This window comes from Rhizobium sp. 01N424, assembly GCF_056399485.1.
Genome location: NZ_JBFTRK010000002.1, coordinates 779032 through 794499 on the forward strand (window position 1 = coordinate 779032; position 15468 = coordinate 794499).

Genomic DNA, 15468 nt, shown 5'->3' on the forward strand with positions numbered 1-15468 from the left:
CAAAAGCGGCCCTGGTCTTTCAGATCAGTCTTCCAATCAGCGCGGCAGAACCGTCGAGCCCATCAGCGCTTCGTCGATCGCGCGCGCGGCCTGACGGCCCTCGCGGATCGCCCAGACAACCAGGGACTGACCGCGGCGAACGTCGCCAGCGGTCCAGAACTTGTCGACCGAGGTCTTGTAGTCCTTGTCGTTGGCAACGACATTGGTCGAGCCGCGGCGGTCGGTGTTCAGCGTCAGCTTGCCGTCGAGTTCCTTGAGCACGCTGTCGGTGAACGGGCCGCGGAAGCCGATGGCGATGAAGGCCAGATCGGCCTTGATCACAAACTCCGTGCCGGGAACCGGCTTGCGGCGCTCATCGACTTCGCAGCACTTCACACCAGTCAGCACGCCGTCTTCGCCGACGAATTCTAGCGTTGCGACCTGGAATTCGCGGACAGCGCCTTCAGCCTGCGACGACGAGGTCCGCATCTTCGTGGCCCAGAACGGCCAGACGGCGAGCTTGTCTTCCTTTTCCGGCGGCTGCGGGCGAATGTCGAGCTGGGTCACCTTGACGGCACCCTGGCGGAACGCCGTGCCGACGCAGTCCGACGCAGTATCGCCACCACCGACGACGACGACATGCTTGGCACCGGCAAGGATCGGATCCGCCTGCCAGCCGACGCTATCGATATTCTCGCGGCCGACGCGCTTGTTCTGCTGGACGAGATAAGGCATGGCGTCATGAACGCCTGCGAAATCCGTGCCCGGAATACCAGCCTCGCGAGGGGTTTCCGAACCGCCACAATAAAGCACGGCGTCATGATCGGCGAGCAGCTGCTCGACCGTCACATCCACGCCGACATTGACGCCGCAATGGAAGGTCACGCCCTCGCCCTTCATCTGCTCGACGCGGCGGTCGATGAAGTTCTTCTCCATCTTGAAATCAGGGATGCCGTAGCGCAGCAGGCCGCCAGCCTTGCTCTCGCGCTCGTAGAGATGAACTTCATGACCGGCGCGCCCAAGCTGCTGCGCAGCCGCCATGCCGGCCGGACCCGAACCGATGATCGCAACCTTCTTGCCGGTGTGAACGGTCGCAGGCTGCGGGCGGATGAAACCGAGCTCATAAGCCTTGTCGGCAATCGCCTGCTCGACCGTCTTGATCGCAACAGGTGCGTCCTCAAGGTTCAGCGTGCAGGCCTCCTCGCAGGGCGCGGGGCAGACGCGGCCGGTGAACTCCGGGAAGTTGTTGGTGGAATGCAGGTTCTGGATCGCTGCTTCCCAGTTGTTGTTGTAGACGAGGTCGTTCCAGTCCGGGATCTGGTTGTGAACCGGGCAGCCGGTCGGGCCATGACAATAGGGGATGCCACAGTCCATGCAGCGGGCTGCCTGCTTCTGCACTTCCGGGTCAGACATCGGGATGGTGAATTCGCGGAAATGCCGGATACGATCCGACGCCGGCTGATACTTCGCAACCTGCCGGTCGATTTCCAGAAAGCCTGTAACCTTACCCATATTTTCGTCCCTTACCCTCATGACCGCCTCGCCTGCGGCCAGTTGTCCATCATCAGCCTCAGCTCTGGAGGCAGGTTGCTTCTTTCGACCGTCATCAGCACATATCCCCTGAGATCCATCCGCACGGACCAGCAGCAGCATGCTGCACCAATCGGCACGAGTCATTTGAAGATAGTCCGGTCATCCGCCACGCAATCGGCGCGGCGGACTTCTTTGCAAATTATTCCGCAGCGATACCCATCCGGGCGCGCTCCATTTCCTCAAGCGCACGGCGGTACTCGACCGGCATGACCTTGCGGAATTTCGGGCGGTAGTCGGCCCAGCCGTCCAAGATCTGCTTCGCGCGGGTGGAGCCCGTGTAGTGCAGATGGTTGGAGATCAGCTGATAGAGGCGCTCCTCGTCGTGACGCGTCATGTCGCCGGAGACGTCGACACGTCCCTTGTGTGCCAGATCGCCGCCGTGATGATGCAGCTTCTCCATCATGTCGTCCTCTTCCGGAACCGGCTCGAGTTCGACCATCGCCATATTGCAGCGCTTGGCGAAATCGCCGATCTCGTCGAGAACGTAAGCCACGCCACCGGACATGCCGGCCGCGAAGTTGCGGCCCGTTGCGCCGAGCACGACGACAACGCCGCCGGTCATGTATTCGCAGCCGTGGTCGCCCACGCCTTCGACGATGGCGATCGCACCCGAGTTACGGACAGCAAAGCGCTCGCCCGCGACACCGCGGAAGTAGCATTCACCCTCGGTCGCGCCGTAGAGAACGGTGTTGCCGACGATGATCGAATCTTCCGCGACGATCTTCGAATTTTCCGGCGGACGAACGATGATCTTGCCGCCCGACAGGCCCTTGCCGACATAGTCGTTGCCGTCGCCGATCAGGTTGAAGGTGATGCCGCGGGCCAAGAACGCGCCGAACGACTGTCCGGCCGTGCCGCGAAGCGTCACGTTGATCGTGTCTTCCTTCAGGCCGCGATGGTTATAGCGCTTCGCGACTTCGCCAGACAGCATCGCGCCTGCCGAACGGTCGACGTTCTTGATATCGACTTCGAAGGCAACCGGGGTCTTTGAGGAGAGAGCCGGCTCCGCCTGCTCGATCAGCTTGCGGTCTAGGATATCGTCGATCGGATGCTTCTGGCGGGTGGTCCAGTAAGTCTCTTCCTTGGCGGCCTCGACCTTGTGGAAGATGCGGCTGAAATCGAGACCCTTGGCCTTCCAGTGCGCCAGCATCTCGTCCTTCTCCAGCAGCTCCGAAGCGCCGACGATATCGTCGAGCTTGGTGAAGCCGAGCGAGGCCAGGATTTCGCGCACTTCGTTGGCGACGAAGAAGAAGTAGTTGATGACGTGCTCCGGCGTGCCCTTGAAGCGCTTGCGCAGAACCGGGTCCTGCGTCGCAACGCCAACCGGACAGGTGTTCAAATGGCACTTGCGCATCATGATGCAGCCGGCGGCGATCAGCGGCGCGGTCGCAAAGCCGAACTCGTCGGCACCGAGAAGCGCACCGATGATGACGTCGCGGCCGGTCTTCAGACCGCCATCGACCTGCAGGGCGATACGCGAGCGCAGACCGTTCAGCACCAGCGTCTGCTGGGTTTCGGCAAGGCCGATTTCCCAGGGGGAACCCGCATGCTTCAGCGAGGTCAGCGGCGATGCGCCAGTGCCGCCATCAAAGCCCGACACCGTGATGTGGTCGGCACGCGCCTTGGCAACACCGGCAGCAACCGTGCCGACGCCGACTTCCGAGACCAGCTTGACCGAGACATCCGACGTCGGGTTGACGTTCTTCAGGTCGTAGATCAGCTGTGCCAGATCTTCGATCGAATAGATGTCATGATGCGGCGGCGGCGAAATCAGGCCGACGCCCGGGGTCGAGTGACGGGTCTTGGCGACGGTCGCATCGACCTTGTGGCCGGGCAGCTGACCGCCTTCGCCGGGCTTGGCGCCCTGCGCGACCTTGATCTGCAGCATGTCGGCATTGACGAGATATTCGGTGGTCACACCGAAGCGTCCCGAGGCGATCTGCTTGATGGCCGAGCGTTCCGGGTTCGACGAACCGTCGGGCAGCGGCATGTAGCGGTCGCTCTCTTCGCCGCCCTCGCCGGTGTTCGACTTGCCGCCGATCTTGTTCATGGCGATCGCCAGCGTTGTATGCGCCTCGCGGCTGATCGAGCCGAAGGACATGGCGCCCGTCGAGAAGCGCTTGACGATATCGATCGCAGGCTCGACCTCATCAACGGAAACCGGCGTGCGGCCCAGCTGTTCGGCGCTCTTGATGTTGAAGAGGCCCCGGATCGTGTTCATGCGCAGCGCAGACGTGTTCACCATTTCGGCGAATTCGCGGTAGCGATCCTCGGCATTGCCGCGAACGGCATGCTGAAGCGTGGCAACGGCATCCGGCGTCCAGGCATGGCTTTCGCCACGCATGCGGTAGGCATATTCGCCGCCGATATCCAGCGTCGTCGCCAGCAGCGGATCCTTGCCGAAAGCCGAAGTATGACGGGCAACGGTCTCTTCGGCGATGGCCGAGAGATCGACACCTTCGATCATCGTTGCCGTGCCGAAGAAATACTTATCGACCAGTTCCTGCTGCAGACCGATCGCATCGAAGATCTGGCCGCCGCAATAGGACTGATAGGTCGAGATGCCCATCTTCGACATGACCTTCAGGATGCCCTTACCGACAGCCTTGATATAGCGATAGACGACTTCCGAGGCATCGACTTCCTTTGGGAACTCGCCCTTGGCATGCATGTCGAGCAGCGTATCGAAAGCGAGATACGGATTGATCGCTTCGGCACCGTAGCCGGCGAGCAGGCAGAAATGGTGCACTTCGCGCGGCTCGCCGGTCTCGACGACAATGCCGACAGAGGTGCGCAGGCCCTTGCGGATCAGGTGATGGTGAACGGCAGCGGTCGCCAGCAGCGCCGGGATGGCGATGCGGTCGGGGCCGAGCTGACGGTCCGACAGCACGATGATGTTGTAACCGCCCTTGACGGCCGCTTCGGCACGCTCGCAGAGGCGGTCGAGCATCTCCGGCATGCCTTCGGCGCCACGCTCGACATCATAGGTGAAGTCGAGCGTCTTGGTGTCGAAGCGGTCTTCCGTGTGGCCGATCGAGCGGATCTTCTCGAGATCGCCGTTGGTCAGGATAGGCTGGCGCACTTCCAGACGCTTGGCATTCGCCATGCCCGTATGGTCGAGCAGGTTCGGACGCGGGCCGATGAACGACACGAGGCTCATGACCAGCTCTTCGCGGATCGGATCGATCGGCGGGTTGGTGACCTGCGCGAAGTTCTGCTTGAAATAGGTGTAGAGCAGCTTCGACTTTTCCGACATCGCCGAGATCGGCGTATCGGTGCCCATCGATCCCACGGCTTCCTGGCCCGTCGTCGCCATCGGCGACATCAGGATCTTGGTGTCTTCGGTCGTGTAGCCGAAGGCCTGCTGGCGGTTCAGCAGCGAGACGTCGCGGCGCAGCGCACGCGGCTCCACCGGCTTCAGATCTTCGAGGATGAGCTGCGTACGGTCGAGCCAGCTGCGATAGGGATGCTTGGTGGCGAGCTCGGACTTCACTTCCTCGTCGGAAACGATCCGGCCCTTTTCCATGTCGATCAGCAGCATCTTGCCGGGCTGCAGACGCCACTTCTGAACGATGTCCTCTTCCGGAACCGGCAGCGTGCCGGCTTCCGAAGCGAGGATGATACGGTCGTCGTTGGTGACGAGATAGCGCGCCGGACGCAAGCCGTTGCGGTCGAGCGTCGCGCCGATCTGCTTGCCATCGGTAAAGGCAACGGCAGCCGGGCCATCCCATGGCTCCATCAGTGCGGCATGGTATTCGTAGAATGCCTTGCGTTCGGCAGCCATCGACTGGTTTCCAGCCCAGGCTTCCGGGATCAGCATCATCACGGCATGCGCCATGGAATAACCGCCGCGCACCAGGAACTCGAGCGCGTTATCAAAACAGGCCGTATCCGACTGCCCCTCGTAAGAGATAGGCCAAAGCTTGGAGATATCGTCGCCGAACAGCGGCGAGGACACCGAGGCCTGACGCGCCGCCATCCAGTTGACGTTGGAACGCAGCGTGTTGATTTCGCCGTTATGGGCAACCATGCGGTACGGATGCGCCAGCTTCCAGGACGGGAAGGTGTTGGTCGAGAAGCGCTGATGCACGAGGGCGACGGCGCTTTCAAAGCGCGGGTCCGCCAGATCCTTGTAGTAGGCACCGACCTGATAAGCCAGGAACATGCCCTTGTAGACAATCGTCGCCGACGACAGCGAGACGGGATAGAAATTGCTCTCCTCGCCATCGAACTCGTCATAGATGCGGTTGGAGATCACCTTGCGGAGCGTGAATAGGCGGCGCTCGAACTCGTCGTTCGTCGCGGCATCTTCACCGGCGCCGATGAAGATCTGAACGTGGTGCGGCTCGGTGGCGGCGATCTCGGGCGCCTTGGACAGCGACGAGTTATCAACGGGCACGTCACGGAAGCCGATCAGGACCTGGCCTTCCTCGGTGATGACATCCTTGATCACCTTCTTGAAATGCTCGATCTGCGCTTCGTCGCGCGGCATGAAGATGTGACCGACGCCGTATTCGCCAGCCTTCGGCAGGGTGATGCCCTGCTTCGCCATCTCCTCACGGAAGAAGCGATCAGGAATCTGCACGAGAATGCCCGCGCCATCACCCATCAGCGGATCGGCGCCGACAGCACCGCGGTGCGTCAGGTTTTCGAGAATGAAGAGACCGTCCTTGACGATCTGATGCGACTTCTGACCCTTCATATGCGCAACGAAGCCGACGCCACAGGCGTCATGCTCGTTGCGGGGATCGTAGAGGCCCTGCTTTTTCGGCAGCCCGGAGGCGAATTTGCGCGTTTTGGCCGTCGCGCGCGCATTGGCCGCAGCACTCTGGTCAAAACTCGTGGATGGCGTCTTCTTCGTCATCGTCTTCGCTCCTGTCAAAGCCCGCGGGGGTCGGCGGGCGGCTTTTCGTCATGCACCGTTCCCGATCTTAGGTCCGGCGCGTGACAGCGCTGTTGCATTGTGAAGATCGGCCGCATGCGTCCGCCAGAAGCGATCCGCCGCGCTCCGCGCCTGTCAGCCGCCTCCGCGCAACCTCAAAGGTCTTGCGCTGGTGCGGACTATAACGTGAAAGCCTGCAAAGGTCAGGACTTTCGGCACCTCTCCGGCCATGAAGGCCAAAATAGGACAACAACCCTGTCCTAATTCACAAGTTCTATGCCAGAATGACGGAGCTCCCGCAAGAGTGATAAATTAAAAAAACATCAAGTTTCGACCAAAAATTACCCGAAACAACAATTTTGCGACATAAAATTACGCTCTTTTGCATTATTTTGTATATTGATTGCGGAAATCAGATTTCGTGATGTGTCTGATGGCTGCCGCTTGATCGGCCGCGGCAATGGCGTAATGTCCCTGCCGAACTTTACCCCTCCCCAAACTACCAAGTGCGGTCACATCATGTTTTTTGCTTCCGACAACTGGGCCGGTGCCCACGAGGCCATTGCCAAACGTCTTCTTTCAGCCTCCACCGGCTTTGCCGCCGCCTATGGCAACAGCGATCTCGACAAGAAGGTCGCAGCCCGCTTCTCCGAGGTCTTCGAGCGCGACGTCGCCGTCTTCTTCGTGGCAACAGGCACCGCCGCCAACTCGCTCTCGCTTGCCAGCGTGCAACGGCCGGGCGGCGTGACCTTCTGCCACTCCGAGGCCCACGTGATCGAAGACGAATGCGGCGCACCGGAATTCTTCGCCGATTCTGCCCGCCTGATCCCCGTCAGCGGCGAGGCTGGAAAGATCGACCCGGCCAAACTCTCGGCGAAGATCGCCAGCTTCCCGGAAGATGCCGTGCATCACGGCCGCGCCTCCGCCATTACCATCACTCAGGCGACAGAGATCGGCACCGTCTACTCGCTGCCTGAAATTGGCGAGATCTCGTCGATCGCCAGGAAGCGCGGCCTCCCGCTTCATATGGATGGCGCCCGTTTTGCCAATGCGCTTGTCGCGCTCGGTGCAACACCGGCCGAAATGACCTGGAAGCGCGGCGTCGATATTCTCTCGTTCGGCGGCACCAAGAACGGCTGCTGGTGTGCGGAAGCGATCGTCTTCTTCAATCCGGAGCAGGCCAAGGATATTCCCTTCATCCGCAAGCGCGCCGCGCAGCTCTTCTCCAAATCGCGTTTCATCGCCGCACAGTTCGACGCCTATTTCGAGGAAGAGCTCTGGCTTGGCCTTGCACGCCATTCGAACGGCATGGCCGACCAGCTGCGCTCCGGCATCGGCGCCAGCAATTCCGCCCGCCTTGCCTGGCCGACGGCATCCAACGAAGTCTTTGCCGTGATCACCAAGGCCGCAGCAAAGACCGCCGAAAGCCGCGGCGCAAAATTCTATGAGTGGCCCATTCCGGTCGCCACCCCGGAACTCGTTGGCGACAATGAAACGCTGATCCGTCTGGTGACCAGCTTTGCGACGACGGAAGCCGATGTCGACGGCTTCCTGAAATGCCTGGCGGCATAAGGCGGCATCAATTCTGATGTCCGAAGACGGCGGATTGGGGTGCACCCTGATCCGCCTTTTCTGCTTCGTGGCCGATCACCACGATCATCATCACGCAGGCAACCAGCCCGGATACGAATATTGCTCCATAAACCATCGGTCCGTTCTCCCTTGCCCCGAACGACGACCTTTAAGGATTGCTAAACTATCGGCCGAAATCTGACCAAACGCCTAAGCGACACGGTTGAGAGCGGCTTAAAGCGGCAAGCAGCCCGTTAACGTTTGCGTGAAAGCCTGCACAAATGTGTGGTCTCGCGGAACTTTCGGGCCGCCTTTCGATTTTACAGGCGAAAGGTGAAAATCATGAAAAAACTCGCAATCCTAGTCATTTCTCTCGCCACCGCCTTCACCGGCATTGCGCCAGCGCAGGCCTTCCCCGTGGTCAACATCGAGAAGCCGCAGCTGGCATCCGATATCCAGCAGGTGCGCAGCCCCAGAATTGTCCGCCACCGCAACTGGAACAACCACCATTGGAACAATGGCCGCTACCACTCGAACTATAACCGCCGCTACTATCGCGATGGCTACTACCATCGCCATAACAACAATGCCGGCGCGATTATCGGCGGACTTGCAGCCGGTGCGATCATCGGCGGCGCATTGAGCGCTGCGTCGCAGCCGCGCTACTATGGCGGCAACTCGCATACCCGCTGGTGCGCCGACCGCTACCGTTCGTACCGGGCTTCGGACAACACGTTCCAGCCCTATAATGGCCCCCGCCAGCAGTGCGTAGGCCCATAACCGGAACAACAGAAACCCCGCCAATCCGGCGGGGTTTCTCTTTAGCTGCTTGACCGCAAGCTGCGCACCTTGCCGAGGATGTCTTCGGAAAGCGCCGAGACCAGAGCCCGATCGGCGCCCTTGCGTGGAACGAGCACGAATTCCACATCCTCGAGCACCGGCAGCCGACCAGGCGAAATTTCCTTCAATCCTGACGGTGCCATGCTGCGCGGTTGCACCAGCACCCCCATTCCGGCACGCGCCGCCGCCGTAAGGCCGCTGAGGCTCCCGCAGGTGCAGACGATCCGCCACGCCACCTGCGTTCGCCCCAATGCTTCCAGCGCGATGCTGCGGGTGACGCTTGGCGCCGGAAAGGCGATCAGCGGCAGCGGGTTCTGCGCCATGATATGCTCGGGATCACGCGCCAGCCACACCAGAGGCTCGCGGTAAACCAGCTTGCCGCGCGCATCCCCCAGCCGGCGCTTCGCAAGCACGAGGTCGATCTCGCCATTGTCCTGCATCTCATAGAGCGCACCAGAAAGAGCAACAGTGAGCTCCAGATCGACCGACGGATGCGAGCGGACGAAATCTTCCAGCACCCCCGGGAGCTGACTGGTGACGAAATCCTCCGAAACGCCGAGCCGCAACTTGCCGCGCAGACTGTTGCCGCGAAACAGAGACTGCACTTGCCCCTCGATCGAAAGCATGGCCCGGGCATGCGACAGCAGCGCCTCACCGTCTCCAGTCAGCACCACCTTATGCGTATCCCGCGCCAGCAATTTCCGGCCGACCGACGTTTCAAGCCGCTGAATATGCTGGCTGACCGTCGATTGCCCAAGCCCCAGACGCTCGGCAGCCAGAGTGAAACTGCCCATCTGTTCGACGGCGACGAAACTGCGCAACTGGGTAAGATCGAGCATTCTAATCTCAATTCATGATAACTGTTATTCCTTGCATCCTGAATCATAATGGATGACAAAACAATGAACTTAGAATTGCCCGGGACCAGATCATGCGCCGCTTCCTGCCAGATACTTTCACGATCCTCCTCGTCTGCACCGTTATCCTCGCGTCGCTGTTTCCGGCGGACGGAGCGTTTGCCGGTTACTTCAGCATTGCCACGGATTTGGCGATCGCCCTGCTGTTCTTCCTGCACGGCGCGCGTCTTTCCCGCGACGTGGTGATCGCCGGCGTGCTGCACTGGCGTCTGCATCTGGCGATTCTGCTGACCACCTTCGCGCTGTTCCCGCTGCTTGGCGTAGCCATCGGCTTCATCCCCGATACGATCCTGCCGCAGCCGCTCTATCTCGGCATTCTCTTCCTCTGCGTGCTGCCTTCGACGGTTCAGTCCTCAATCGCCTTCACCTCGATGGCCGGCGGCAATGTTCCGGCAGCGATCTGCTCGGCATCGGCATCGAACATCTTCGGTATGTTCCTGACGCCGCTGCTCGTCGGCTTGCTGTTCTCTGTCGGCGGCCATGGCGGCTTTTCTTGGGATGCGCTCGAGCAGATCATGCTGCAGCTGCTGCTGCCCTTCGTGCTTGGCCAGGTATTGCAGCCGTGGATTGGTGACTGGATCCGCTCGAAAAAGAAGATCCTGATGCCTGTCGATCGCGGATCGATCCTGATGGTCGTCTACGTGGCCTTCAGCAAGGCCGTCGTCGAGGGTCTCTGGCATACATTCTCGATCGGCGATATCGCCGTGGTCATCGTCCTCGACATGCTACTGCTGGCGCTGGTGCTTGCCATCACCATGTACGGAAGCCGGGCGCTTGGCTTCAACAAGGCCGACGAGATCACCATCACCTTCTGTGGTTCGAAGAAGAGCTTGGCGAGCGGCGTGCCGATGGCCAACGTCATCTTCGCCGGCCAGTCGATCGGCGCCATCGTGCTGCCGCTGATGCTGTTCCACCAGATCCAGCTGATGGCTTGCGCCGTCATCGCCCAGAAATACGCGGCTGCCGCCGCAAAGCGGGCCAGCGCCAAGGAGCTTGAGGAAGCGGCAAGTCCGGCTTGACCGGTGAGCCCGGCACGCAATCAACAAAAAAGCGGCGCCCCACCGGAGCGCCGCTTTTCTTTTCAGTCCTGGGAGGGATTGATCAGTTGGTGACCTGAGCCTCGATGGCCTTGGGCGCGTTGACCGCCTCGGCGGCAATCGCAATCTTCCGGGGCTTCATGGCTTCAGGAATGCTGCGCAGAAGGTCGATGTGCAGCAGGCCGTTCTTCAGCGAAGCGGCAGTGACCTCGACGTGATCGGCAAGCTGGAAGCGGCGCTCGAAAGTGCGCTTGGCGATGCCGCGATAGAGGAATTCGCTGCCGTCGGCAGCATCTTCGCTCTTTTCGCCCTTGACGGTCAGGGCGTGCGCCTGAGCCTCGATCGAGATTTCGGTTTCATCGAAACCGGCAACCGCCATCGTGATGCGGTAGGTGTTCTCACCGGTGCGCTCGATATTGTAGGGCGGATACGTCTGGCCCTGATCGGGCTGAGCAAGGCTGTCGAGCATCGTGAAAAGACGATCGAAACCGACGGTGGAACGGTAGAGGGGAGAGAAATCGACGTGACGCATGGTGTCCTCCTTGGGAAGCGACGAGTTGCGAAAAACATGTCCCCGAAACCCCGTATTCGGCAGCTTCGGAGCGGTTGGGCAGGCCCTTCCGGCGCCTGCAGAATTCAGATGGTGATCGATTTTCCGGAGTTCAAGTGCCGCCGATCAGACCGGTGAACCACGCATGAACGCCCGGTTCGGTATCGGTTCAGCCGCCCTGTCCTAGAAATCAAACCGTCGGGTAATCAAACTGGCCCGATGGCTGAAGTGCATCGTCCCTTCTTCTTCAGTCCGACTATGGACCGGCGCCGGGCATCCCTCTCGCCCCGCCGGTCTCTTTTTCCTGCAGGGTTGGCTGCCGGACGATCTTTAAGAGTTGATTTCAGCCTCGCGTGCATTATCCCCTACAATGGACGTTCATCGAGCAGCGGCAAATCCCATGGACCAGGTTCTCATCTCGACCCCAGACAATCCGGCCCCAGAGAACCGGACCGAGGGCTATTTCGAAACCTTTGACGGGCAGCAGCTGCGTTATGCGGTGTTTCGCTCCAACGCCTCCGTCGCCAAGGGCACGGTCGTGCTGCTGCAGGGCCGCAACGAATATATCGAGAAATATTTCGAGACGATCCGCGATCTGACTGCGAAGGGCCTCTGGGTGGCGACCTTCGACCTGCGCGGCCAGGGCGGCTCGCCGCGCCTCGTCAAGAAGCGCCAGCACGGCCATGTCCGGCGGTTTTCGGATTACGAGCGCGATCTGGACATCTTCCTCGAGAAGATCGTGCTGCCGGACACCCGCCTGCCCTTCTACATTCTGGCGCATTCCACGGGAGCGCTGATCGCGCTTTCCGCCGCACCGTATCTGTCGACGCGCATCGAGCGTATGGTTCTGTCGGCACCGTTCATCGGTCTGATCGGCCAGGCTGCATCGGCCTCGACTATCCGTAGGCTGGCTTCCGCTGCCTGCAGCGTCGGCTTGGGCACCATGGCGCTGAGCGCCAAACTGCGCGAGCCCGAGTTCCGCGACAATCCGCTGACCTCAGACGAGGTTCGCTTCGAGCGCAACGCCGCAATGATGCGAAATCACCCCGAACTGACGCTCGGCCCGCCGACTGCCCGCTGGCTGGTCGAATCCTTCAAGACGATCGACAAGGTGATGACGCCGAACCACCTGTTCTCCATCACCATTCCGACCGTCGTCATCGCCCCCACGCGTGACGGCGTCGTGCCCTATATCGCCCAGGAGCGCCTGTCGCGCTATTTCCGCGCCGGTCAGCTGGTGCCGGTCAACGGCGCCCGTCACGAGATCTTCCAGGAGCGCGATGTCTATCGCGCAGCCGCCCTTGCCGCCTTCCACGCCTTCATCCCCGGCAGCGATGCCGAGGCGATACAGGAAGTCGAAGCGATCGGCACCTGACGCCTAGCGCTGCAGGATGGCGATCGCCTGTTGGTAGACAGCCCGGCTGCCGGCGGCGATAATCGAGCCGCCGTTTTCCGGCCGCCCGCCGTCCCAGGTCGTCATGATACCGCCCGCCTTCTCGACGACGGGAATGATGCCGCCGACGTCGTAGGGCTTCAGGCTGTTTTCGATCACGAGATCGATATGCCCGGCCGCAAGCAGCGCATAGGCGTAGCAATCGCAGCCATAGCGGAACAACCGCACCTGGCTTTCGATCTCCCGGTACTTGTCCATATCGCTGCCGGTGAAGAGATGCGGCGAGGTGGTAAACAGGATGGCGTTGGAAAGCGCATCGCAATCGCGCACCTTGAGCTGCCGGTCGCCTTCCGGCCCGGTGTAGAACGAACCGCTCTGGTCGGCGAAATAGCGCTCTCCGGTGAACGGCTGCTCGATCATGCCCATGATGGCTTGGCCATTTTGCTGCAGGCCGATCAGCGTGCCCCAGACGGGTACGCCCGATATGAAGGCCCGCGTGCCATCGATCGGATCGATGACCCAGACATATTCCCGGTCGAGACCGACGCTGCCGTGCTCCTCGCCCAGGATGCCGTGTTCGGGATAATGCGCCTCGATCAGCTTGCGGATCGCAGCTTCCGCCGCCTGGTCGCCCTCGGTGACCGGGTCGAACCCGCTGGCGAGTTTGTTGGTGACATCAAGGCCGGAGCGGAAGCGCGGAAGCGTTTCGGCCTTGGCCGCTTCGGCCAGACGATTGAAGAACGAGCGGTCGGGGAGCATTGGCGGATCCGTTTCTGGCCTCGGGATTGGCGCTTTTCATAGCGAAACTGCGTTAAAATGCAAACACTTCAGGCAATCGATCTTTATCTGCCTAATTATTTTGCACTGCAATATTTTGCTTGACGATTGTGCAGCGCAATAGTAGCTTCTTCTTACAGTCTTCTGACTGTAAATACCCTCCTTGGGTGTTTCCTCCCTAGACTTAGCCGCGCTGCAGAGCGCGGTTTTTTTTGAGTATTGCCAGGGAGTTATTCAGCCGCTAGCGCCGTATCGTCAGCAAAACGCTGCACGTAATCCGCCATCTGCCGCATGAAGCTCGTCACTGCATTGGCGATCACAGGGAAATCAGCCCGCTTTTCCAGCGTGACCTCATCGACGTAGATCGAGCGGTTGACCTCGATCTGCAGCGCATGCAAACCCCTCGACGGGCGCCCATAATGCTCAGTGATGAAGCCGCCGGCATAGGGCTTGTTGCGAATGGCCGTGAAGCCCATCTCTTCGAAGATGCTGATTGCGGTTCGCGATAGTTCGGCGGAGGCCGACGTTCCGTAGCGGTCGCCGATGATGAAATCCGGCCGTTGGTTGCTGCCTGCAACCCGCACATTTCCAGGCATCGAGTGGCAATCGATCAACACCCCGAAGCCGAACTGCACATGGGTACGGGCAATCAGCCGCCGCAGTGCGGCGTGATAGGGCTTGTAGACGCTCTCGACGCGATCAAGCCCTTCCTGGACCGGAATCCGCCGCGCATAGATTTCCATATTCTCGGCGACGATGCGCGGGATGGTTCCGAGACCGCCTGCGACGCGCAGCGAATTGATGTTCGCATAGGACGGCAGAAGCCCGTCGAACATTCGCGGATCGAGTTCATAGGGTTCACGGTTAACGTCGAGATAGGCCCGCGGGAAGTTTGCGAGCAGCAGCGGCGCACCGAGCAGGCTCGCCGCCGAGAACAGTTCATCGACGTAGTGATCCTCCGAGCGGCGGATCGAAATGCCCTGAAGACGCGACTGGGCGATAAATTCCGGTGGATAAATGCGGCCGCTATGGGGGGAATTGTAAACGAAGGGAATGGTCTGCGACACGGGCTCACGTATCTCAAAAAGCTCGTATTCGCGGATTTCAGGCACCTTCTACCCTCTTAACCATGTCGTTCGAGGCTTGCTTGCCCCATGTTGCCAGTTGCCCGGCCGCAAGTCCATACTATGTACAGGGGATGACAGCCACGGGTGGTCACTTCACCGGTTGTTTACCGGGGAAGGACTAGTGTATTGGCTGGAGCCTCCCATAAAAATTCATCTCACCAGCGGTCTGGATAATGACTCAGAAGATACTGCTTGCAGAAGACGACAACGACATGCGCCGCTTCCTCGTGAAGGCGCTCGAAAAGGCAGGCTACAAGGTTCTGTCCTACGACAACGGCGCAAGCGCCTATGACCGGCTCCGCGAAGAGCCCTTTTCGCTTCTGCTGACCGACATCGTCATGCCTGAAATGGACGGCATCGAACTCGCGCGCCGCGCGACCGAACTCGATCCGGACCTCAAGGTCATGTTCATCACCGGTTTTGCTGCCGTGGCACTGAACCCTGATTCGAAGGCACCGAAGGATGCAAAGGTCCTTTCCAAGCCTTTCCACCTCCGCGATCTCGTCGACGAAGTGAACAAAATGCTTGCCGCATAAGGCTTGCAGGCGTCAGGTCACAAAACTTCAAAAAAGCCTATTGACGGCCCCAAAGGTTTTGTGATCTATGCGCCGCCATCGGATGGGCGTGTAGCTCAGCGGGAGAGCACTACGTTGACATCGTAGGGGTCACAGGTTCAATCCCTGTCACGCCCACCATCCGATCCTCTTGATTTATTAGAGGATTTTCACCAAGCCGCTGATTGGTGATTTTAGCCTCCCTCAAAGCCGGCTAAGTTTTCTCACAAAATCTCCCACGCCGCTG

12 protein-coding genes and 1 tRNA gene are annotated in these 15468 nt (G+C 60.4%); 6 read left to right on the forward strand and 7 right to left on the reverse strand.

Translation table 11 applies throughout. From position 1 onward, the window contains the following. Positions 1 to 36: 36 nt before the first annotated feature. Together AC1DNK_RS09600 and gltB are read right to left on the reverse strand one after the other, a co-directional pair. Positions 37 to 1512: a glutamate synthase subunit beta gene (locus AC1DNK_RS09600; protein WP_477940668.1), complete on the reverse strand. Its 1476-nt coding sequence runs from the start codon at positions 1510 to 1512 to the stop codon at positions 37 to 39. 199 nt (positions 1513 to 1711) lie between these two features. Then, entirely contained in the window at positions 1712 to 6436 is a 4725-nt protein-coding gene (gltB, locus tag AC1DNK_RS09605; RefSeq protein ID WP_310297118.1) for a glutamate synthase large subunit, read from the reverse strand. Between the two features lie 537 nt (positions 6437 to 6973). On the opposite strand from gltB, the gene AC1DNK_RS09610 reads away from it, so the two are divergent. Further along, positions 6974 to 8026, forward strand: coding sequence for a threonine aldolase family protein (locus AC1DNK_RS09610; protein ID WP_112518083.1), 1053 nt, complete (start codon positions 6974 to 6976; stop codon positions 8024 to 8026). A 7-nt stretch (positions 8027 to 8033) separates the two neighbouring features. On the opposite strand, the gene AC1DNK_RS09615 is transcribed toward AC1DNK_RS09610, so the two are convergent. Beyond that, complete coding sequence (locus tag AC1DNK_RS09615) at positions 8034 to 8162, reverse strand: hypothetical protein (protein ID WP_310297113.1); 129 nt, start codon at positions 8160 to 8162, stop codon at positions 8034 to 8036. A gap of 206 nt (positions 8163 to 8368) precedes the next feature. Here AC1DNK_RS09615 and AC1DNK_RS09620 point away from each other — a divergent pair, with 206 nt between their 5' ends. Continuing rightward, positions 8369 to 8806 carry a BA14K family protein gene (locus AC1DNK_RS09620; protein WP_112385537.1) on the forward strand — a complete coding sequence of 146 codons (438 nt, stop codon included), beginning with the start codon at positions 8369 to 8371 and terminating at the stop codon, positions 8804 to 8806. 41 nt (positions 8807 to 8847) lie between these two features. On the opposite strand, the gene AC1DNK_RS09625 is transcribed toward AC1DNK_RS09620, so the two are convergent. Then, positions 8848 to 9705, reverse strand: coding sequence for a LysR family transcriptional regulator (locus tag AC1DNK_RS09625; RefSeq protein WP_477940671.1), 858 nt, complete (start codon positions 9703 to 9705; stop codon positions 8848 to 8850). Between the two features lie 92 nt (positions 9706 to 9797). On the opposite strand from AC1DNK_RS09625, the gene AC1DNK_RS09630 reads away from it, so the two are divergent. Next, positions 9798 to 10802 carry a bile acid:sodium symporter family protein gene (locus AC1DNK_RS09630; RefSeq protein WP_112385539.1) on the forward strand — a complete coding sequence of 335 codons (1005 nt, stop codon included), beginning with the start codon at positions 9798 to 9800 and terminating at the stop codon, positions 10800 to 10802. Positions 10803 to 10884: 82 nt separating this feature from the next. Here the strand turns inward: AC1DNK_RS09630 and AC1DNK_RS09635 are convergent, their stop codons facing one another. Continuing rightward, the gene (locus AC1DNK_RS09635) at positions 10885 to 11352 is read right to left on the reverse strand and encodes an Hsp20 family protein (RefSeq protein ID WP_112385540.1); all 468 of its coding nucleotides are present in this window, start codon (positions 11350 to 11352) and stop codon (positions 10885 to 10887) included. A 418-nt stretch (positions 11353 to 11770) separates the two neighbouring features. Between AC1DNK_RS09635 and AC1DNK_RS09640 the strand changes: the two genes are divergently transcribed. Continuing rightward, complete coding sequence (locus AC1DNK_RS09640) at positions 11771 to 12745, forward strand: alpha/beta fold hydrolase (RefSeq protein ID WP_477940672.1); 975 nt, start codon at positions 11771 to 11773, stop codon at positions 12743 to 12745. Between the two features lie 3 nt (positions 12746 to 12748). Here the strand turns inward: AC1DNK_RS09640 and hisN are convergent, their stop codons facing one another. Then, entirely contained in the window at positions 12749 to 13522 is a 774-nt protein-coding gene (hisN, locus tag AC1DNK_RS09645) for a histidinol-phosphatase (RefSeq protein ID WP_477940673.1), read from the reverse strand. Positions 13523 to 13770: 248 nt separating this feature from the next. After that, a complete protein-coding gene (locus tag AC1DNK_RS09650; RefSeq protein WP_112385543.1) occupies positions 13771 to 14652 on the reverse strand; it encodes an N-formylglutamate amidohydrolase in 882 nt (293 codons plus the stop codon). A gap of 188 nt (positions 14653 to 14840) precedes the next feature. Between AC1DNK_RS09650 and cpdR1 the strand changes: the two genes are divergently transcribed. Together cpdR1 and AC1DNK_RS09660 are read left to right on the forward strand one after the other, a co-directional pair. Continuing rightward, a complete protein-coding gene (gene cpdR1 / locus AC1DNK_RS09655) occupies positions 14841 to 15203 on the forward strand; it encodes a response regulator CpdR1 (RefSeq protein ID WP_003542883.1) in 363 nt (120 codons plus the stop codon). A gap of 84 nt (positions 15204 to 15287) precedes the next feature. Then, a tRNA-Val gene (locus tag AC1DNK_RS09660) sits at positions 15288 to 15362 on the forward strand. The last annotated feature ends 106 nt before the right edge of the window (positions 15363 to 15468 follow it).